At 42.4% G+C, this 20838-nt stretch carries 18 protein-coding genes; 8 read left to right on the forward strand and 10 right to left on the reverse strand.

From position 1 onward, the window contains the following. Positions 1 to 79: 79 nt before the first annotated feature. The 3 genes from sps_RS08395 to sps_RS08405 form a co-directional block, all read right to left on the reverse strand. Positions 80 to 718 carry a nucleotidyltransferase family protein gene (locus tag sps_RS08395; protein WP_169915715.1) on the reverse strand — a complete coding sequence of 213 codons (639 nt, stop codon included), beginning with the start codon at positions 716 to 718 and terminating at the stop codon, positions 80 to 82. 14 nt (positions 719 to 732) lie between these two features. Then, complete coding sequence (locus tag sps_RS08400) at positions 733 to 1752, reverse strand: XdhC family protein (RefSeq protein WP_077755605.1); 1020 nt, start codon at positions 1750 to 1752, stop codon at positions 733 to 735. Between the two features lie 266 nt (positions 1753 to 2018). Next, positions 2019 to 2663: an MBL fold metallo-hydrolase gene (locus sps_RS08405; protein ID WP_077752122.1), complete on the reverse strand. Its 645-nt coding sequence runs from the start codon at positions 2661 to 2663 to the stop codon at positions 2019 to 2021. Positions 2664 to 3007: 344 nt separating this feature from the next. Between sps_RS08405 and sps_RS08410 the strand changes: the two genes are divergently transcribed. After that, positions 3008 to 4327 carry an alpha/beta fold hydrolase gene (locus sps_RS08410; RefSeq protein ID WP_077752123.1) on the forward strand — a complete coding sequence of 440 codons (1320 nt, stop codon included), beginning with the start codon at positions 3008 to 3010 and terminating at the stop codon, positions 4325 to 4327. 746 nt (positions 4328 to 5073) lie between these two features. Here the strand turns inward: sps_RS08410 and sps_RS08415 are convergent. Next, positions 5074 to 5766, reverse strand: a complete 693-nt coding sequence (locus sps_RS08415) for an IS6 family transposase (protein ID WP_077752124.1) — start codon at positions 5764 to 5766, stop codon at positions 5074 to 5076. Between the two features lie 598 nt (positions 5767 to 6364). Between sps_RS08415 and sps_RS08420 the strand changes: the two genes are divergently transcribed. From sps_RS08420 to sps_RS28075, 3 genes are all read left to right on the forward strand, one after another. Continuing rightward, entirely contained in the window at positions 6365 to 6778 is a 414-nt protein-coding gene (locus sps_RS08420) for a hypothetical protein (RefSeq protein WP_077752125.1), read from the forward strand. A 108-nt stretch (positions 6779 to 6886) separates the two neighbouring features. Then, positions 6887 to 7579, forward strand: coding sequence for an IS6 family transposase (locus sps_RS08425; protein WP_077752124.1), 693 nt, complete (start codon positions 6887 to 6889; stop codon positions 7577 to 7579). 358 nt (positions 7580 to 7937) lie between these two features. After that, positions 7938 to 10490, forward strand: a complete 2553-nt coding sequence (locus sps_RS28075; RefSeq protein ID WP_149027245.1) for a dermonecrotic toxin domain-containing protein — start codon at positions 7938 to 7940, stop codon at positions 10488 to 10490. A gap of 522 nt (positions 10491 to 11012) precedes the next feature. On the opposite strand, the gene sps_RS08440 is transcribed toward sps_RS28075, so the two are convergent. Further along, positions 11013 to 11756, reverse strand: a complete 744-nt coding sequence (locus sps_RS08440; RefSeq protein WP_077752126.1) for an ADP-ribosyltransferase — start codon at positions 11754 to 11756, stop codon at positions 11013 to 11015. 553 nt (positions 11757 to 12309) lie between these two features. Here sps_RS08440 and sps_RS08445 point away from each other — a divergent pair. The 3 genes from sps_RS08445 to sps_RS08455 all read left to right on the forward strand — a co-directional run bounded on the left by sps_RS08445 (position 12310) and on the right by sps_RS08455 (position 15691). After that, complete coding sequence (locus tag sps_RS08445) at positions 12310 to 13452, forward strand: IS4 family transposase (RefSeq protein ID WP_077751384.1); 1143 nt, start codon at positions 12310 to 12312, stop codon at positions 13450 to 13452. A 204-nt stretch (positions 13453 to 13656) separates the two neighbouring features. Beyond that, positions 13657 to 14049 (forward strand): H-NS histone family protein, encoded by a 393-nt coding sequence (locus sps_RS08450; RefSeq protein WP_077752127.1) that lies wholly within the window; start codon positions 13657 to 13659, stop codon positions 14047 to 14049. Positions 14050 to 14257: 208 nt separating this feature from the next. Then, entirely contained in the window at positions 14258 to 15691 is a 1434-nt protein-coding gene (locus sps_RS08455; RefSeq protein WP_169915717.1) for a phosphatidylinositol-specific phospholipase C domain-containing protein, read from the forward strand. 132 nt (positions 15692 to 15823) lie between these two features. Here sps_RS08455 and sps_RS28465 read toward each other — a convergent pair whose 3' ends face one another. Beyond that, a complete protein-coding gene (locus sps_RS28465; RefSeq protein WP_169915719.1) occupies positions 15824 to 15997 on the reverse strand; it encodes a hypothetical protein in 174 nt (57 codons plus the stop codon). Between the two features lie 335 nt (positions 15998 to 16332). Between sps_RS28465 and sps_RS08460 the strand changes: the two genes are divergently transcribed. Further along, positions 16333 to 17118 (forward strand): substrate-binding periplasmic protein, encoded by a 786-nt coding sequence (locus sps_RS08460; protein WP_077752129.1) that lies wholly within the window; start codon positions 16333 to 16335, stop codon positions 17116 to 17118. On the opposite strand, the gene sps_RS08465 is transcribed toward sps_RS08460, so the two are convergent. The 4 genes from sps_RS08465 to sps_RS08475 form a co-directional block, all read right to left on the reverse strand. Next, entirely contained in the window at positions 17090 to 18769 is a 1680-nt protein-coding gene (locus tag sps_RS08465) for an ATP-binding protein (protein WP_077752130.1), read from the reverse strand. The genes sps_RS08460 and sps_RS08465 overlap by 29 nt on opposite strands. A 154-nt stretch (positions 18770 to 18923) precedes the next feature. Next, positions 18924 to 19073, reverse strand: coding sequence for a hypothetical protein (locus sps_RS28470; protein WP_169915721.1), 150 nt, complete (start codon positions 19071 to 19073; stop codon positions 18924 to 18926). 75 nt (positions 19074 to 19148) lie between these two features. Beyond that, positions 19149 to 19541, reverse strand: coding sequence for an H-NS histone family protein (locus tag sps_RS08470; RefSeq protein ID WP_077752131.1), 393 nt, complete (start codon positions 19539 to 19541; stop codon positions 19149 to 19151). Between the two features lie 351 nt (positions 19542 to 19892). Then, positions 19893 to 20795 carry a LysR family transcriptional regulator gene (locus tag sps_RS08475; protein WP_077752132.1) on the reverse strand — a complete coding sequence of 301 codons (903 nt, stop codon included), beginning with the start codon at positions 20793 to 20795 and terminating at the stop codon, positions 19893 to 19895. Positions 20796 to 20838: the final 43 nt, after the last annotated feature.

The following is a 20838-nucleotide window of genomic DNA, read 5'->3' on the forward strand; positions in this document are numbered from 1 at the left end:
ACTCCTCGTTTGCCAATCACATCGAAAGATGGGCATGCTTTTTATTAAAATAATTATTAGTCTATTCTGAGCAGAATGGTTATTTAGAATTTGCTTTTGTCGGTACGTTTTTCGATGGACAAGCTGTTAACCAATCGTGCAACTCATCTCGGGTATCAATATCGAAAGAGGCACTCTCCATTTCTACAGCCACCATATTGCCATGGTTAAACAAGTCATTTAACACAGGTTTAGCCCCGCGATCACCGCTCAATTTGAGTAACTTCGGGTAATCGTCTCGATGAAAAATGGCCGGAACCGATAAGGAACCGAGGTAAAACCCACACACACGAGTGTCTACCTGACGCCTCGCTTTTATTAAGGAATGGAAATGTTCAGGCTGCAAGGCCACCTGATCGGCAAGTGAGATCATCAAAGACTCGGCCCTCTGCTCTTGGGCATAATCAACAGCGGCCTTGACCGAAGTGGACATGCCCAGTTGCCACTGAGAGTTATAAACGAGTTTAGCATCGCCTGGTAATACCGATGACAAGAGATCGGCATGAGCGCCTAAGATAACCACCAATTCGGCACCTAGTTCATCGCTAAAAAATTTAAGCTTTCGGTAACTGTCCAACAACAATGGAGTACCTATATCATCTATGCCCTGCGCCAGCTTAACGCCATTGAAGCGCCGACTCTGGCCAGCAGCCATCAAGACGATCAATGGAGGTTTCATTGTTTGCTTAGCCTTCATAGCATGACCTTATCCAGAGCAATCTGCTCAGCTTCATGGAATACCCCGTGGCACTGAGACAAGATACTTAAAGCCACAGATTCGGGAAGCTCCCCTCCCAAGGCAATGCCTGCGGGTGCGGCAAACAAGCAGTTAAAATCAGCTAGGTTTAGCCCAGCTTTTTCTAATACTTTATCGCGTCTGTGAGCGGGCCCCAATAACGCCGTATACTTGATTTTATCTGAGATCTGACAAGCATAACTGAGCGCATTAGCATCTAAGTCTAGATTGTGTTGCATGATAATGATGCCATCTAAACTTTCGGCAAAATTATCGGGTAGATCGTCTATCGTGTGCTTAAATATTTTGGCACCAGGAAAATCATAATTTCTGGCATAACTGGCTCTTTCATCGATAAGATCGATCTGCCAGCCGAGATTAAGCGCCATAGACACCATAGGCTGGGCATCTAAACCGCCACCAAATATGGCAATCCTAAACCTAGGCCTCATAGGAACCACCAGCTCGCTTCTATCGGTGTGCAAGATCCCTGTCCGCTTAAAGTCATCAATTGAAAATTCGGCATCACAATACTCGACAATTTTAGCGCTGACATTAGCCAGTTCAGTACCTCTTCTGGGCAGAGTTAATTGATAAAAGAAGGGCTCGCCTTTATGTAGTTGCTCAGCAAGCTGATGAAAATGCAGATAATGGTTATCTCGGCTCAGCGGCACTAACATGAGATCAACGATGCCGCCGCAACCTAAATGATAACTCACATCGGTTTCATCGCTGGCATCATATTGCACCAACATGGCTTGCCTTTCCTGTATCGCCATTTGTGCATGGCGTCTCAAGTCACCTTCTAAACAGCCACCACTAAGGATGCCAATCGCACGCCCCAAAGGGTGAAACAACATCATGGCACCGGGTTTACGATAAGAAGAACCTTGCACATGAGTAATGATGGCCAACACCCAGTCATCGTTTGGCGCAGACTGCCAATGGGAGAGAATATCTTCGATATGATAGGACATATCCATTTGTCTCTTATTGTTATCGATACAGAAAATCTAAGCTAACAGAGATGTTTAACAGAGTGAATAGCCAATGCATTGCAAAATATGTCTGCAATGCCAATGCGGATAAATCATCGACCTTCACAGAAGAAGACATTCCATGCGCAATAGAAGCAACGATTTGTTCCACAATGATATGAAATAAGCAGTAAATAAAAATGGCCCCTGAATTACAGGAGCCATTTATAGACTTTTTTATACGGTGCTAATACTAATCGGTATTTCTAGCCAAAAAGCTGATCCGCCACGAAAGGGTTTTGATCACGCTCTGTGCCGAAAGTCGAAATGGGTCCATGGCCAGGAATAAACTCCACATCACGACCCAACGGCCAAAGGTTTTTGGTGATCGAGTCTATCAAGTCTTGATGATTCGACTGAGGAAAGTCGGTGCGGCCAATTGAACCATGAAATAACACATCGCCCACCCATGCAGTACAGCTACTGGCCGAAAAAAACACTATGTGGCCCGGTGTGTGCCCCGGACAGTGCAGCACCTCTAAGGTCAAAGCACCTAAAGTGACGGTATCACCACTTTCAAGATATTGCGTCGGTGCGAATGGGGCACAATGTACAAACCCAAAATGTTTACTCTGCTCTGGCAGATTATCTAACCAGAAACTATCGGCCTTATGTGGACCGATAATAGGAATGCCAGCATGCTCAGACAATGCGTTTGCGGCGCCGACGTGATCGATATGACCATGAGTCAATAGTACTTTTTCTAACTTAACCCCAAGCTTATCCACCTCAGCCAAGATTCGCTCCATATCACCGCCAGGATCAACAACAGCTGCGGCCTTGGTTTGGTCACACCAGATAAGACTACAATTTTGCTGAAATGGTGTGACAGGAATAATCTGGTACTTCATGAGTTTCCGCCTAAGCTGGCTATCTATTTCGGGAATGTTAAATAACTCTTTTTTAAATGACTGTTTTAAATAAGAGGCATTTACTATAAGACATTGGTATTTTCTATAACTGCTTTATATATATTAAGTTAAGGTTAAGCCAAGTTCACTCTTTTATCTCTCGGGTATACCCAAAAATTGATCTAGATCAATTTGCGTGAAGTATCTCTACATCATCACAAGGTTTTTTAAACTTTGTATCCCCAGTAATTTTGTATACAATTTGCCAATAATGACGCTCTGCTCACCATTCTAGTGAGAGATAAAATGAGCATCAACTTCTCACTCTATTGTACAAGGCCGCCATGAAATCTGACTTAACATTTGCAGGATTAAAAGCCATAAAACACAGTTTCTCACTCCCCCTAGATTATGCCAAGCCTGATGGCAAGCAGATCACCGTATTCGCTCGTGAGTTGGTTTCCCCTGACAACCGAGACAAACAGCTTCCCTATCTGGTATTTTTCCAAGGTGGACCAGGATTCGGGGCGATTCGCCCCGCCGCTAATGGAGGCTGGATAAAACGCGCTTTACAAGAGTTCAGAGTCTTATTATTAGATCAACGTGGCACAGGCCTTTCTACACCTGTGAGTTACCTAAGCCTGAATCATATGGACTCAGAGCAACAAGCCCAGTACCTGACAAACTTTCGCGCCGATAGCATCATCAAAGATGCCGAAGCGATACGCGCTCAGCTAAGCCCAGATAAAAAGTGGAGTATCCTAGGCCAAAGTTTCGGTGGTTTTTGTGTCTTGAAATACTTAAACGATGCTCCAGAAGGGCTCAGTGAAGCCTATATCACAGGCGGCATTCCATCACTGACCCGTCACGCTGATGAAGTATATCAAGCCACCTATAAGCGAGTATTAGCGAAAAACCAAGACTTCTTTAAACGCTTTAGCGACGCCCAGACACTCATCACTCAGCTTGCCGAGCACATCAGTAACAATGAGATCCGTATCGCCACCGGTGAACGACTCACCGTTGAAATGCTGCAACTGCTAGGCATCAATATAGGCATGGAGCAAGGGCCAGAGTCTGTCTACTACTTGCTTGAACAGGCACTTATCGAGACCGAATCAGGCACACAGGTAAACCCGCTATTTCTGGCACAATTTTGTCAGTTACTGGATTTTAATACCAACCCCATTTTCGCCCTGCTCCATGAGAGTATCTACTGTCAAACACACGCTTCAAAAGGCGAAGTCTCAACAAGCAGCGCTTCAAATTGGTCGGCTCAACGCATTCGTGGCCAATATGATGAATTCAATTACGAGTCGGGCAAGCCCTTCCTCTTTACCGGAGAGATGGTCTACCCCTGGTTTTTCGAGCAATTCACTAACCTCAAACCACTCAAACATGCCGCCAACTTACTCGCCCAGAAATCTGATTGGTCACAGCTGTATGACTTGGACACCCTGGCGAACAACCAAGTCCCCGTCGCTGCAGCCATCTATAGCGAAGATATGTTTGTCGAAATGAACTACAGCCTGGAAACCGCCAAGCGAGTCGGCGAGCTCAAATATTGGTTAACGTCTGAGTATGAACACAATGGCATCCGCATGAATGGTGAGCATATTCTTGATAAGCTGATAGCGCTTAATCGTGGTGAACAGCTGCGTTAATGCCCAGCCAAGCAGGAGCAATGTGCATGGCATTTGATACGTGAAATGCACTGGTTCAAGATTTCATAGATGGCATAGTTTTCAACTAGCCTATCTGCGGAACATCCTCCCGTTATTCAATAACGGGAGGATGTTCATTCAGCTCTAGCTCTAGCTCTAGCACCAAAAACTCACAAAAATAAAGTCACCAATGCTCATAGATCAATGTCTTCTAGGGTAATTCCCCCGCCTTTATCTCTTCTGAAATTTGATAAGGCATCATTCCTCGTCCTGACCAGAGAATTGTAGAGTCGAAATCAATGCTCAACATGTATTTAACATTGTGAGGGAATTGAAAATTAGGAAGGTCAAGCGCTGTAGGCAAGATCTATATATGGCTCCTTGGTTTCTACGCATGAAACTGAAAAATCGAACAACCCAGAGCTTCTCACCCATTTAGTGGGACTAGTATTAGTAAAACAGACTCTCCCGATATACTTGGATTGATTGCAGTTGAATAAAGCGATTTGTTTCATTGTGACAGATCTTGATCATAGTGATGAACCTTACATTGCCACGTACACGACCTAGCCAGAACCCGCCGTGACTGGCGACTAGTTGGAGCAGGTATTACAATAAGCCACAATGAATTGACATTATCAGGCCTGCTTAATTAGCCATTAATATCGCATACAAAAAAACCAGGTTCTGTCGCAAACAGAGATCGGGCCGCTATAAATTGAGGGGACGGACTTCCTCAGACACAACTAGGCCGCTAAAGAATAAAATTGTTCCCATGGGGTCATAATTTCAGTCGTGTCCATTTGCCCCAGCTTAATCATGGAGCAAAGTTCAACGCCTGCCAGTGTCGACTCAGCCCCTTTCCAAGATTTCCAACCTAGACATTGATGCATTTTTCCCTTCACTTTTCGATGGCTTTGCTCGACAATATTATTCAAATATTTAACAGCCAAAACCTCAATCATAAACAGCATATATCCAGATAACCAAAGACGAATATTGATGGTATCTAATGCGGCGGCATTCGCGCCACTTTTATCAATGACAACTTTTTCAGGTAAACCATGTTGGTTGATAGCCTTGTTGAAAAATGCCCGTGCCGCTGGCTCATCACGGGTTTCACTCAAATAAAAATCAATAATAGCGCCGTACTTGTCCACGGCTCGATAATAGTAAACCCACCGACCTTTAACTTTTATGTAGGTTTCGTCCATTCGCCAAGAACCAGATACTCGACGCTTTTTCTTCCTGAATATGGCTTCGAGTTGCGGCGCATATTTGATAACCCACCGGTTCAGGGTTGAGTGGTCAAAATGGATATTTCGCTCAGCGAATATCTCCTCAATTTCACGGTAACTGAGTTTGTAGGCCAGGTAATAGCGAAGCGCCTGCATGATGATATCTGATGGATAATGTCGCCCCGAGAAGTTGAGTGTCATGCAGTGGATGTTCTTAATTAATGTCTGAACATCATCGACACTTTAGCTGGTTTCGTCAACTTTGCGACAGAACTGACCGGTGGCTATTAACCAATAATGCTGTGCATTGAAGGTGGTACTAGTTAAATCCTTTACATACAGTTGTTTGTGCGTTTGTTTTTGCGAGTGTTAAGTATGTTTGTTGTCAGTTTTTTAATTGGTTTTTTGTAAGGTCATAGGATTTTACCTGTCATTAATTTGACTGGTAGATGTTTTTTTGTCTATTTTTATTATTGTTTTATCCAATGATTAAATGTTTTTGTTCTATTTTTACTCTGTTTTTATCGTGTTTTAAATTATAGGATGAGTTGTTTTTACTTAATAGGGCTTTGTGGCATTTTTAAATTTAAATATTTACATTCTAAGTTTGCATGTAGAGTTTTTAGCTGGTTGTTCTTATAAGTGCTTGAATGTTTTAGATATGGTTTTATTTATTTTTTATGATGTTCAACTATGTCTAGAACGATTGTTTAATTATTTTGTTTTGTTCTCTTGTTAATATAAAAAACTTGATATAGATTCTCGTTCCCATTTTGGATTCATACTTAACGGAGTAATAATGAACAAGATTAAACTTATTGGCTTACTGGCTTTGTTTGCAACGACAGCAGCATCTGCAAATGAGACGATTGTATTTCCTGGTTCTACAAGCACGTCTGCAGTGGAGGCATCGATCACCTTCCCACAAGAGAAGTCACCGATTGCACTTGTTGGTGGTTATCAAGTCGAGGGTGGTATTTTGACATCAAGAACCTATAACTGCGGCATTAACATCAGCGATCTTGAGATTGAAGCTAAGTTGCATTGGGACGGCGCGACTCCACAAATTTTGATAGTAGGTGAAAATCTTATTATGTGCCGTTCTGGCTCTACTGGCCCATTTTCAGTTGACCTAACTGAGTTCATTACTAACATGCCTGCACACATTTTAGACAGAATTGAAGTGGCGAATGGCGTACGTCTTGGGCTGTAAGCATATCAATTCGTTCTCTTAATGTACCCAATAAGGTTCTGTCGCAAAGTTGACGAAACCAGCTAAAGTGTCGATGATGTTCAGACATTAATTAAGAACATCCACTGCATGACACTCAACTTCTCGGGGCGACATTATCCATCAGATATCATCATGCAGGCGCTTCGCTATTACCTGGCCTACAAACTCAGTTACCGTGAAATTGAGGAGATATTCGCTGAGCGAAATATCCATTTTGACCACTCAACCCTGAACCGGTGGGTTATCAAATATGCGCCGCAACTCGAAGCCATATTCAGGAAGAAAAAGCGTCGAGTATCTGGTTCTTGGCGAATGGACGAAACCTACATAAAAGTTAAAGGTCGGTGGGTTTACTATTATCGAGCCGTGGACAAGTACGGCGCTATTATTGATTTTTATTTGAGTGAAACCCGTGATGAGCCAGCGGCACGGGCATTTTTCAACAAGGCTATCAACCAACATGGTTTACCTGAAAAAGTTGTCATTGATAAAAGTGGCGCGAATGCCGCCGCATTAGATACCATCAATATTCGTCTTTGGTTATCTGGATATATGCTGTTTATGATTGAGGTTTTGGCTGTTAAATATTTGAATAATATTGTCGAGCAAAGCCATCGAAAAGTGAAGGGAAAAATGCATCAATGTCTAGGTTGGAAATCTTGGAAAGGGGCTGAGTCGACACTGGCAGGCGTTGAACTTTGCTCCATGATTAAGCTGGGGCAAATGGACACGACTGAAATTATGACCCCATGGGAACAATTTTATTCTTTAGCGGCCTAGTTGTGTCTGAGGAAGTCCGTCCCCTCAATTTATAGCGGCCCGATCTCTGTTTGCGACAGAACCCACCGGTCTCACAATTGACTGTCCCCCTTTAATTTAAATTAAAAGCCCTCCCCTTACCTAATAACATAGAAAAAGAGAATAAATAGAGTGACAGCAACTCCATACCTTAAAAAAAACCAATAAGATATGATGTAAATCAAATAATAATAAACAACTAAAAAGTAGATAAGGATAAATTCAACCGACAACAATTAATATTGGAATTTACATTAACACTCTCTTGATATAAAAATAATTATCATTAATATAAAACCCAAGAGTTAATAAATGCTGTTTAACCTTATCAAGGAAGACCATGAAAAATAGATTCACATCAAATATAATCTTAGCGACTATCTTAGCAAGTACGCCTGTATACACTTTGGCAAACCAACTTAACAATGCTATTTCCTTATCATCTCAACCCTTAATTTCAGATCAATTATCCATCCGCTATGATCAAGCATGGAAAATAAGTTTTGCTCAGGATCACGCGCAAATCGTGCAACAAATTCCTGATCCACATGTCATTGCTGCTGGTGAATTAAAAACAGCATTAGAAAAGCATGGCTATCATGGCATTGATCCAGACAAAACGTTTTTTAACATGTTTGATGGCGGGAATAGCAGCCCACGAAGCTATAACGGCTGGGAACATCACAATCAACCTCATCGCTCTTACACGCTAACTCAAGCAAGCATACTCAACATATTTAATCAATTTAGCGACAGTTTTCCTGGCGATATAGACCTGTTTACGGGCGTATATAAACAGGGAATGGGCGCACCTCACTATAATGAACACAATGACGTTCGACTTCTGTCTTCAAAATTATGGGACATTGTCTATTATGATCTTGATATTCAAGCTTCTTACACACTAGCGCTAAAGAATTTTTGGCAAGAATACGGTGAGAAGTTTACCCATTTAATGCGTGACAACTTCGCCTTTTCTGCCCATCAACAATATACGCTAGGCTTACTCAGCCAAGCACAATATCAACTCGCTACCGCAGCCATCAAAGGTCAACGCTCTCAGGATATTTACGTCTATCGTTTTGATATTTACGGTTATGACTCAACCGATATATTGCTCATTGAACAAGAGGGACGTAAAGCCGGTTTACTCTATATTCCTGGTGCTAATCAATCTTTTATCCCTTTTAACAATGAACGTCACCTGAAGAAGATTCTTTATACAGCTATACAAACTGACGCATCAAAGCAAGCACTCGCTAAACATTTCAGTCTCTATAATCGCCAAGACGGTGTGAGTTATTCAGGAGTTGATTCAGCCTTAAGTGGACTCGCTGATGATTCATGGGATGAATCCTATCTGATGATGAAAAAGCACCCTATCTATGATGACGTTTTTGCTCGCTTAACTGAAATTCAAAAAGCCAGAATGGCCAGTGATGGCGATACCGTTATCAAATCCAATAGCGAATCTAGACGTGATTATATTCTGAGTACGACTTACTCCTTATTCACCGTATTGCCTATTATGGATCTGATTTTGCCTGAACTTGGCATCCCAATCACCTTAGCAATCGGCTCTACTCAACTGGGATTAAGCATAGATCAATCGATCAACGGCGATACATTAACTGAGCGTCTACAAGGCACCAAAATGACGGCGGTAAACTCAGCGCTACTTGCTGCGACAGTTGTCATCCCCACCGTTGCCACATATGGCCGTAATGTATCAGAGTCTCTCGGGGTTATTGCAGAAAGTATCGATAATCAGATACTGCTTAATCGAGGGGTGACTGAGCCAGAAATGGCAGGCTTCAACCGGATCCCAACAATCGTAGAGCACCCTCAAACAGGTGAGGAGCTATTAGGTGTAAAACTCACCGACCAACCGCGAACTGTGCTACTCAAAGCTGATGGCTTCGGAATATATAGGGAAGTGGAACCTTTAAGCGGGCGGATTATTACCAACTCACGTGTAGTACGAACACTCAATTATGAAACCGGTGAAGCACAATGGCTAAGCAATGGGGGGTTAAGAGCCGGTGGCGTCAGTGAGCCGATTGATGAAGCAGGCAGTGTCGCCGAAGCTGAACATAGTGAAGGGGGAAGTTCGCAATCTGAGATTTTACTGCCAGAGGATCTTCCAGAGCGTCCAGGGATAGGTGGATCAGGTTACGCTGATATGGGGGGACGTCTCGATGATGTTACCCGCGACTTCTTAGAGCTTGAGATGAGAGTCGACCCCTATTCAAAACTAACCGATATTAACGCCCTGCATAACTTAAATCAGCAAGCTCAGGCTGAGATCCAAAACGTACCATTTTTACACCGTTACCAGCCCGAACTAAAGGGGATCACCACTTTCAGGGGCGACGAGCGCTTACCGGATGAACTCTTTCACTCAGGCTTTAACCGCAGAGTCGAACCCGTCGAGTATATACGATTAGCCGAGCATACCCGAGCGATTCGCGGGGTCATCTCAACCAGTACCGATGAATCGGTGGCGGTAAGTTACGCCATTCACAACCAACGAGGTTACGTTTATGCCATTGAACTCAATCACGGCGGAGCTGCAGTTGAGACAACGTTACGTAATGAAACCTTAAATGAAGTTGCCACTCTTAATATTCCACCGGAAGACATAATATTTGCAGTTGGGCCCTTTAATAACACCGAAGTAAACTTCAGTATTATTAAGGAACAAGTCGATGCAAGAACCGCTGAGTTACTGATAAATCCACACTCCATGGCTACAGCTGAGGTCGCTGATGCCGCATTTGAAAAACTAAAAGCCAGCTTAAAGTATGAGCTAAGTCCGGAGATGTCTTTCTCCGAACGCTATGAAAATCGTCAAGATCTTTTCTGGCATGAAGATGAGTCATTAGTAGAATAAGCACCAATAACACTTAAAGCTGAACACAAGCCTTTAAGTCATCGATAACGCTATGGAACCTAGTATTATTGGGTTCCATAGTCACGATTAAAGCTACAGTTTGGGGGTTTCGCCCATACATCAATTAGCGGTTAAGTCGTAAATCCTCGTCCGAACAGGGCGGGGATATAAGCCCAAGGCTCCATTACAGTCCTTGATGTGCGGGCGCTTTAAGCTAAATTTAGAAATTCAAACCTTAAAAAAGTAGGTGTCCATTGTGATTGTATTTTTACAAACAAGGTGACTGGCTCGGCAGATATGAGAAAATGGCTGCATAAACTGCTTACCTGAGCAGAAAGAGACCATTTGATTATCTGTACAAACTGGATAATTTAGATCGCAACGCCACCAGCATGCTCAATATTATTGATAATTGCTATATAAAGTAGTGCAGCCCTTAATTTTTAGAAAATAGATTGAGTACCGAGGGCACCTGAGGAAGATGGTTATCCAAATATAAGCCGCTGAAATCAGCTTGGTCTCTCAAAGAGAGCAGGCCTCTTCAGCTGTTATTACTTCTCCTGTATGAAAATCTTTTATAGGTCTATCGCCAATTTGTTCGTAAGTTATTTCGCTGTATACAATTTGATTACCTTCAGGGGTCGTATTAATAGCTGTAACTTCAAAGTATGAGTTTCGGTTAATTAACACTTCCAGCTCATCATCTCTCACACTTGGAATGACAATCCCATGCACCCCTTTGATAAGTTCAAAACGGGACATCTGTCCGTTATGAAAAATAAAAGCCGACATTTTAGATACGGAGGTTGAAATAAAAGAGCTTGGACTCACCACATCACCAACTTCAACTAGATGTCCATATTTAGAAAGTAAACTCTCACCACGGTATACAATCCCCTTAAATTTAATTCCATTCTCGAATGCAGAATCCATAACCTTAATTAACTGTGAGGTTTCCTGTTCTATTATTCCTCTTCTAAATACGTCACGAACACTCTGATAAGCATCATCTTGAAAGCGTTCAAGAGCATGAAGCTCTTCATCAGACAAAGTATTCATTTGCTGGTTGGCTTGTTGATAGAGTTCATCCCTAACCCTATAGTAAGTTTCAAGATTATCACTAGTGCCAGGATCGGAAAGATCTTCAATTATGTGCTTTATTTCTGTAGGACTGTAATGTTGAGGGTTAAATGTAAGACCCGCTATAGTGTGAAATGGAATGAAAAACAAGCTGATTATTAGGATTTTAGAATAATTAAGTTTCATTTTTGACCTGTTGGTATTTATTGGTAATACAATACTTATTACTGGTAAGTTAAGTTTAACTCAAACTCATAATACACCTTATAGAAAGTACGGGGTGCAAATGTAAATTTTGACTCATGCATTGATGTATTTTAATTTTAGTAAGACTGGGGTTAGCCGTGTTTTCAAGATCTTTGTATCAGGGGGATAGATGGGTTAAGTAGGCTAAATTTAAATGGTGAATCAATTGAAGTCAGAGTTTAGTAGATAATAATAGGTTTAAATCAGCTTCGTTTGAGGGGCTCATCCCAATCACGACACATTTAGATACTGTAAAATACTGACATGGTCATTTTATCAAGAGGGAGCGTTAAGAAACTCCATACCGCTATTTCTCGATTTTATTCTATCAAGACAATTTATTTAATCCCTTAAGGCAGTCTCCATATCTATGAAGGTTTAAAGAAAAATAACCCGCTAATTGATGGCTTAAGCATCCCCTCATAATAACCAGAGGCAGCAAGGCTTCCAGAGTATAATAAGCCAAATCACTCTATGTTCTAAAATTTATAACATGATAAATAAAGCCCTTATTCATAATCACATCGATGAACTCTTTGGCCATGACATGCATGCTAAAAGGGTCACCTCACTTGCTAATGCCGCTCACGGAGTGATTGAAAAGGGGTCACTCGCTATTCATGCCATTGGCGCTGGCTTAGCCCAAGCCAATAAACTTAAGCGTAAGTCTGCTATTAAACAAGTAGACCGATTACTCAGTAATACAAAGTTAAACGTCTGGCAATTACTGGACTCCTGGGGGCCTTATATTATCGGTGCACGCAAAGAGATAGTGGTCTCTCTCGATTGGACTGAATTTGATTCAGACGACCATTCAACCATCGTACTGAGTATGCAAACAACCCATGGACGTAACACGCCACTGCTATGGAAAACCCATCGTAAACATGCTTTAAAAGGTAATAGAAACAACCATGAAGATGAGTTGTTGGTTAAGTTAAGGTCGATCGTTGCAGAGGATGTTAAAGTGACAATTGTTGCTGATAGAGGCTTTAGTGATACGGCACTATTTAACTTCATTGAACATGAGCTGGGTTTTGACTTCATCATTAGAATTAAGGCTAATATCAAAGTCACCGATGCGGTAGGAGAGCTGTTTCCAGTAAAGGACTGGCTATTACCCAGCGGCATAACAAGAACCCTTAAGGACGTTCAAATAACGGGTAATAAGCAAGCAGTCGCTCGGGTCATTTGCACCAAGAAAAAAGGCATGAAAGAAGCTTGGTATTTAGCATCAAGTCGACGTGACCTAGTGAGTAGCAAGATGTTGACTTTATATGGGAAACGTTGGGGGATAGAGACGACTTTTCGTGACATTAAAGACTATCGTTTTGGCATGGGGATGAGTGCCACCTACACGCGTTCCCCGGTACGTAGAGACCGGTTGTTTTTGCTAAGCGCCTTGGCGATAGGCTTGCTGACGCTACTAGGAAAAGCGGGCGAGGATGCTGACTTGGAAAAGACAATAAAGGCAAATACCAGTAAAACTCGCTCATACTCTCTGTTTCGCCAAGGTTGTATTTACTATGAACTGTTACCCACGATGCGAGAAGAGTGGGCAGAACCTCTAATGGATAATTTTTATCGTTACCTTAAAAACCAGCCTATTTACCGTTCAATTTTCGGGATTATTTAAAATTGAAAAATGAGGGGATCTCTAAGAATTGATGGGGTAAAGGTATGGTGAACACCCCTCCTAATGATCAGTAGACATTAAGCAAACCTGTCAGGATGAGGGGATATAACCATCCACTCCCCTAGGACAGTAGAACGTCCTCTCCCTGCTTCCTATACTCTTCACCACTCTTGCGGCAACAATACATCGAATTGGATCATTTTTATGCCAGAATTTTTAGCGACCCTTACTCACGGAAAACGATTTAAGGCCGCCGTAAAAGAACTCCCATCTGATGACCTGAAAGCGCTCGCTACCAGACTTGAGAGAATCATTGCTGGAATAGAAACACAGGCCACAGCCACCCTTGAAAAAGAAGCTGAGCGTAATGCGAAAATTGAGATCATAAGAAAACAAATGACCATGTTAGGGCTCTGCATTAATGACATTAATTCGCCCCCTAAGCCTACTAGGGGGAAAAACGAACGACGTCCAGCAAAATACATGATTGAGGTTAATGGCCAAATCATCACCTGGACAGGTCTGGGGCGCAGACCAACCGTATTTAATATTAAGTTGGATGAAGGTTTTGCGCTTAATGATTTTTTAATCAAATAAACCATCCCAACTCCCTAGAGTGATTTGCTTTTTGCTAAGAAGCTGTAAGGCATTAGCTCGCAAGGTACGTCACTTTATCCAGTATCGCTTGATAGCTGCTCAGTGGATGCTGCTGTATAAGATAGCAAGGCTGCAACTTACTGAAGTTAGCGCTTCAGGCCAAATTGGCTGTCCCATTACTTCTATTATTCATCTAAAGGTATTAGCAATGAATAAGCTTGTTATTAGTTTAATCCTTTCGCTTGCGAGTGCACCTGCACTGGCCCGCGATGGGGCCTATTACCATGACCCCGATGATCTTACCCATCGTACTTCTTGGATGTCCTCAATAAAGGACGAAACCAAGATTACCCGTATTTCAATTCCGGGGACACACGATACAGCCTCGAGGCACTATGGAGATATCACCAAAAACCAAACTCTGACTATCCGTCAGCAACTTGATGCTGGTATTCGGTATTTCGACATCCGGCTGAAAAGCGTGTTCGGCTCGCTGCACCTCTATCATGGCCCTATGTATCTCTGGCAAACCTTCAACGAAGTGATGACGACAACCCGGGATTTCCTCAACGAGCATCCTAGCGAAACGGTTTTGATGCGGATCAAGAAGGAACAGCCGGATCTGACATTGGGGTTCAACTTCGAGGAAAACATTAATCACCACATCAATCTGTTTAGCGATACTTTCTGGAACACAAGCTCTAGTTCGTATATTCCCAGTCTCAGTGAGGTGCGCGGTAAGGTCGTCATTTTAAAAGATTACTCGAGTAGTCAGGTGACAGGGATCCGATACTCTCAGTTTGATATCCAGGACAAGTTCAATATGTCGAACAACTGGGATTTGTACGATAAGTGGCAGAGTGTAAAGGGACACTTGCAAAAAGCCAATGCCAATCAAAGCGACATGGGCTACATCAACTACCTATCGGCATCGGGCAGTAGCTATCCCTATTTTGTGGCCAGCGGACATGTGTCGAACGATACATGGGCGTCGCGGCTGTCGACAGGGCTAACGACCCCCGGCTGGGAAAACAGCTATCCAGACTTCCCGCGAACGGCCTGTTTTATTGGTATATGCACTATTTCATTTGAGGGGACGAATATTCTGACACGCGACTACTTGACCCGCTCCGATATGGTTTATGCCGGTATTGTAGCGGCTGATTTTCCCGGTGAGGATTTAATCGCCAAGGTTATCGACCTTAACCAGAAGCCAGGCATAGTGAAAGATGATCCATTTGCCATCAGGAATGCCAAGTACCAGAGCTGCTTCGATTTCCGTGGTGGGGTATCTAGCAACCAATTCCTGTCCCTGAACCCAAACTGCCATGTGACAGGGTCGCAAGTGTTTAAGTATGAGCTCGGCTCCAAGCAACTGAGGGTTAATGGTACTCACTATTGCCTAGATGTTAAGGATGCTCAGAACAAGCATCGCCAGCCAGTTATTGCTTATAGCTGTCATAGCGGCAAGAACCAGCAGTGGCAGCTAAACTCAGACCGCACCATCAGTAGCCTTATGAGTGGTACTCGCCGTTGCTTGGATGTAGATCAGAATCGATTGGACTCCTATGGCAACCCGACAATGACTATATTGGAGTACTCGCCGGGCTCACCGGTTCAGCAATTCGATAAGTTTTTCTAGCCAACTATATGACCTGTGCGGCAGCTAGGATCCCCCTTACTCTCTCTGATGCTTCTCGAATCGAGAAGCATCTAGGGCATTACAGCTTCCTACATAAAGTTTAGGTATATTACTGTCGTCCCCTATCTGGTTTTAAAAATAGGAAAATTCGCGTTCCTCTTTATCAAGCAAGCGCTCGAACTGAAGCTGACCGTCACTCACCCACCACATTCGGCCTGCATCGGTAAAAATCCTTAATCCCATGGCAAACTGCTCAAGGATATCGTATTCGGTTACACCATGAGACGCGAGATCCCGCAAGTCCAAGAGGCTGACCAATACCTAAGACAATCAGATGAGCAAGACCAACAACTGACGAAGGGTAGCCACGGCACGTTTCAGTTCATGGATGTTCAGCTCAGGCAGGTGAGTGAGGTTTTCATTTTCATATGGTTGATTAATCGTAATAGATAAGGGCTGGGGGAAACAGGACACGGAAAATACGATGGGAAATAACAGTGCCTAGTGATGTTCACTCAGCAGTGTCGTCCCTTGGGGATCACAGTGACACCATGCATCAACCTAGATACTGTAGGATCAATCTTTGCAACAGAGCCATACTTAGCTAAGTGTTGAAACTTTTCCAAGCTTTGGAGTTTAATATGGTTAAGTCCAGTATGTTTTCTTGGATAGCTTTTGCTGCTTTATCTATCTGCTGTTTGTCAATATTTTTGCTAAAAGCCGCCATCGCAGAAGAGGTATCAAAACCCACATTAATTGTTACCTATGGCTCTCATAACGCTGAGCCCTACGCAATAACCGAAAGTAATCAGTTGGTTGCAGGCATAATTAAAGACATCTCTGATGAAATTGCTGATGAACTTGATATCAATGTTACTTACATTGAAACACCACGAAAAAGAGTAGAGCGCTACTTGACCAGTGGCGAGGTTCACTTTACACCGATCTCAAACCCTAAGTGGTTAACACCCAATGAAGCTTATCGCTGGAGTCAGCCACTTTTTATTGAGCAAGATAGATTATGGGTTTTGAAAACGTCTCCCAAAGTCATAGAGGAAGTAGAGGAACTCTTCGGAAAAGTGGTCGGCACAATACGGAACTTTATTTATCCGACCTTAACCCAATATTTTGAGCAGAAGCAGATTTACCGCTCAGATGTAAGGGAGATGCCATCGAATATCGCTAGATTACAGCTCAAACGTATAGATGGTTTTATAGGCTCAAGAACATTAGTTATGTTCGAACTAACTAGACAGCAAGACAGCGCGATAGCTTTAAGCCCCTTGGTGATAAGTGAACACAATATTCATGGTGTACTGTCAAATAAGGCCCCAATCACGTTAGCCGAGCTTAATAATGCGATAGGTAAACTAAATAGTCGTGGTGTTATCGATGGGATTATTGAGAAGTACGCCCCGAAAGAGTAATCTTTGCAACAGAGCCATTAGCGGCTTGTTTCAAAATGGGAAAAGAAATATCCACCGTTAGCCCCTTACCGACACCACTGGTGAGCTTGATATGACCATTCAGCTTTTGAGTGACGATATTATGAATAATGCTGAATCCTAGCCCACTGCCCCCTTCATCTCTTTTAGTGGTGAAAAAGGGCTCCATCACCTTTGGCAGAATCTCATCAGCAATACCAATGCCATTATCACGATATTGTATGCTGACTTCATTTTCTTGAGCCGATACAAGCAGTGTAATCGTGCCATTATTTTGCTCTGCAAAACCGTGGATAATAGAGTTGGCTATCAAGTTAGTTATCACCTGAGATAGGAATCCTGGATAAATAAAGCAAGTGCGATCTTCAATGCAGTCAAAATCAACCGTTACTTGTGCTCTCTTGGTTTTAGGCAACATGCTGTGGATCACTTCTTTGAAGTAATCAGATAGCAATACCTCTCGTGCTTGTTCACTCATTTGATCGACTGATATTTGTTTAAAGCTGCGAATGAGATCTGCCGCTGAAGATAAGTTTCGGGTTAAAATCGTCATTGAGCTACGACTTGATTCTAAAAAAAACTCAAAATCCTTCTCATTTAACTCCCCTGAGGCAAATTTCTTGGCTAATATTTCAATTTCATCTTGCAAAAAGCTGGTTGCGGTAACGCCAATACCTATGGGGGTATTCACATCATGAGCTATACTGGCCACCATTCTCCCCAATGAGTTAACTTTTTCCGTTTCAAATAGTTGTAATTGTTTCTGTTTTTCAAGTGCTTGACGTTCTAATAATGCAATTTTAAATAGTTGAAATGCCGTATACATTTGATCTGTTTCTAAGGTGGCAGAGTATTGAGGTATTTCTGTCTCATAATCGCCTTTACCAAGATCAATCATTCCTTGGGAGATATTACTGACTTGTTCGGTTATTTTTCCCGTTAAAAAATAAAAGATGATAACCAGTAATGTACACGCAATGAGTATGCATGAAATTATCCACACACTTAAAGTATTTGCTAAGGCTAGTTGAGACGAAATATCTATGCTCATCTCTAATACGCCGCGCACATCACCTAATTTCCAGTCTGATTTCGGCGTTAGTGGGTGATTATTATGACAATCAACACAAGTTTTAACTTGCATTTGATCAGAAATCGCGACTCTTAATACCGTATGATCATTTTCTTTATTGACGACACTAATTATTTTTCTTGGATTTTCATTGAGTTCCAACCACGCTTTTTGTTGAAAAGGGTCAAGTACAATATGTTGACGGTTAGGAAAAGGGTAAGGACTGTATAAGTTCAATTTACTGCCATGTTCATCGAACAGCTGGCTTAAATCGTGAATCATGGTTGCTGGCAGAGGGATTTTATCAGTCTCACCTAAGTGCTTAATCACCGGTGTTAATACGCCATACTCTTGTACTTTCTTAACGATATTGTTGGTGTAATAAGTACGTAATAATTTCAGTTGTTTTAAGGAGTTAAGTGCTGTGTGCAATGCATGTTGCTCAGCATTTCTTTCAACCAGCATTGGAATAGAAAAACTAAGTACCGCTAACATAATCGCCATAATAAGCGAAAGTGGGAATATTATCTTGAACCGTAAATTTTTTTGAAAGAATGACATAGCTATCCATTTTTTCTGAGCTTGACCTTTACTTAGTCCATCACTGAAATATAGCCATAGATGACTTAGAAAGAAACTTAAAGAGTGTTATGAGATAACAGGCCTAATACAAAAGAGGAGATTAGCTGAATCGACGATCTTGACAACAGAGCCCCTATTTATCTCCATTCAATATTTGCGAAATCTTAGTCTCAGCTTTTTCGATCACTTCTTTATGCTTGGCACTCGCCTTATTCAAATCAACGCCTTCCTCATTGAGGGTCTGATAATGAACCAGGCTAGAGGTGTACTGGTTCTTCACCATATATTGAATCACGTGCTCGAGTGCACTTTGCCACTTGCTGCACGGTGTATGAGTAACACACAGGAGGGAAAAGGGTTATCTGATTAGAAAATCATTAAGCTCAAAACCTTCATCCAGCTTACGATTAAATACGGTTGGCCTGCGCCCCCGCCCCGTCCAAGTGATGACTTGGTCATTAACCTGAATCTTGTATTTTGCTGGACGTCGCTTGATTTTCCCGCCAGCAGACCTTGGGGGCGAATTGATATCATCCATGCAGAGTCCTAGCTCGGCCACCTGTTTTCTGATGGCCTCAATTTTCGCATTACGTTCTGCATTTTTTTCAAGGTCGGCAGCGGCCTGTGTTTCTCTTTGCTTAATGATGCTCTCAAGTCGGGTGGCGAACACCATCAGTTCGTCAAAGGGGAGTTCTTTTACGGCTGCCTTAAATCGTTTTCCGTGAGTAAGGATTGATAAAAATTCTGACATAAAAATGATCCTATTCGATGTTGTTTTGCGATAAACGTGATGCACAGTATAGGAAACAAGGGGGGGGGCTCTACTGTCCTAGGGGAGTGGATAGTTATATTATTCCGCATCTAGTTAGCAATTTTTTGAATCATTATGAGTAGGACGACTCTAACGCTCGCGTTCTGCAAACATAAAAGCCCCGATAGACGGGTTTATACGATTCCTTTGAGTAAGCCTCTGGTTTTCTAAACAAGATAGAATTCACCGGACGCTTACTATATTACTATGACCTTATCTATGTGCCATCCATAAAGCGCCTGTTAATGGCAACGAATATCGGGCAATAGAGCCCTGCATCCTTGGGGCGTTTTAAAAATACTCACTGATAGCTAAGTAGCGTTGACGTATATGCTCTATTAATAGGCGTATCTTCTTCGGTGGTTTACGCGTAAAAGGATAGACAGCATATACGCCAAGTTTTTTTGCGACTCGATTAGGCATCACATCGATTAAATCCCCCTTTAACAGATCGTGGTAAACTAAGCAGCGAGGTACATAAGCGATACCATATCCGCCTAAAGTCGCTTTTCTTAGAGCGGAGGCATTGTCAGTGGTAAAGTTGCCTTTAATTTTGAGAATATAGTCCCCCCCATCCCCTTTGAATTCCCATTCACTTGCCCCTGTTGTCTGGTAGGCGTACTGCAAACAATTATGGTCAATTAATGTTTCAGGCTCCGTGGGCTGGCCGTGGCGTTTGATGTAATCCGGCGTGGCGCAAATGATCCATTGAGACTCTATTATGTGACGGGCGATTAAGCTTGAGTCTTCTAAATAACCGGTTCGAATGACAAGATCATAATTATCTTCGATAAGGTCGACAAACAGATTTTCCAGTGACATATCGACAGTCATACCAGGGTACAGAGCGCAAAATTCGGCGACGGCATCGGCTAAGAGCAGTTCTCCTGAGATCGTCGGCACTGACATTTTAATGTGACCTGTGATGCTTTCACCAAATCCAGAGATGGTATTTATGGCTTCAGTGGCAACTTGCTGAACATTGGCAGCTCCTTTGTACAACTTTTTTCCCGCTTCACTGAGTGTCAACTTTCGGGTTGTTCGATAGAGAAGTTGCACACCAAGATCTGTCTCTAATCGTGCAATTCTTTTACTCACCACCGAATTAGTCAGTGAATTCTGTTCTGCAACGCGGCTGAATGAACCTTGTTCAACCACTTGAGCAAATAAAATCAAGTCATCAATCTTTGTCATATTAACTCGTTTTTGGAAAAAATCTTTTTCATTATTGCTCTAT

The organism is Shewanella psychrophila (assembly GCF_002005305.1).
In the GTDB taxonomy this organism is placed as follows: Bacteria; Pseudomonadota; Gammaproteobacteria; order Enterobacterales; family Shewanellaceae; genus Shewanella; species Shewanella psychrophila.

Coding starts and splice junctions, on each gene's coding strand:
- sps_RS08395 (WP_169915715.1), bottom strand. CDS start 718: ATGAAACCTCCATTGATCGTCTTGATGGCTGCTGGCCAGAGTCGGCGC.
- sps_RS08400 (WP_077755605.1), bottom strand. CDS start 1,752: ATGTCCTATCATATCGAAGATATTCTCTCCCATTGGCAGTCTGCGCCA.
- sps_RS08405 (WP_077752122.1), bottom strand. CDS start 2,663: ATGAAGTACCAGATTATTCCTGTCACACCATTTCAGCAAAATTGTAGT.
- sps_RS08410 (WP_077752123.1), top strand. CDS start 3,008: ATGAAATCTGACTTAACATTTGCAGGATTAAAAGCCATAAAACACAGT.
- sps_RS08415 (WP_077752124.1), bottom strand. CDS start 5,766: ATGACACTCAACTTCTCGGGGCGACATTATCCATCAGATATCATCATG.
- sps_RS08420 (WP_077752125.1), top strand. CDS start 6,365: ATGAACAAGATTAAACTTATTGGCTTACTGGCTTTGTTTGCAACGACA.
- sps_RS08425 (WP_077752124.1), top strand. CDS start 6,887: ATGACACTCAACTTCTCGGGGCGACATTATCCATCAGATATCATCATG.
- sps_RS28075 (WP_149027245.1), top strand. CDS start 7,938: ATGAAAAATAGATTCACATCAAATATAATCTTAGCGACTATCTTAGCA.
- sps_RS08440 (WP_077752126.1), bottom strand. CDS start 11,756: ATGAAACTTAATTATTCTAAAATCCTAATAATCAGCTTGTTTTTCATT.
- sps_RS08445 (WP_077751384.1), top strand. CDS start 12,310: ATGATAAATAAAGCCCTTATTCATAATCACATCGATGAACTCTTTGGC.
- sps_RS08450 (WP_077752127.1), top strand. CDS start 13,657: ATGCCAGAATTTTTAGCGACCCTTACTCACGGAAAACGATTTAAGGCC.
- sps_RS08455 (WP_169915717.1), top strand. CDS start 14,258: ATGAATAAGCTTGTTATTAGTTTAATCCTTTCGCTTGCGAGTGCACCT.
- sps_RS08460 (WP_077752129.1), top strand. CDS start 16,333: ATGGTTAAGTCCAGTATGTTTTCTTGGATAGCTTTTGCTGCTTTATCT.
- sps_RS08465 (WP_077752130.1), bottom strand. CDS start 18,769: ATGTCATTCTTTCAAAAAAATTTACGGTTCAAGATAATATTCCCACTT.
- sps_RS28470 (WP_169915721.1), bottom strand. CDS start 19,073: ATGGTGAAGAACCAGTACACCTCTAGCCTGGTTCATTATCAGACCCTC.
- sps_RS08470 (WP_077752131.1), bottom strand. CDS start 19,541: ATGTCAGAATTTTTATCAATCCTTACTCACGGAAAACGATTTAAGGCA.
- sps_RS08475 (WP_077752132.1), bottom strand. CDS start 20,795: ATGACAAAGATTGATGACTTGATTTTATTTGCTCAAGTGGTTGAACAA.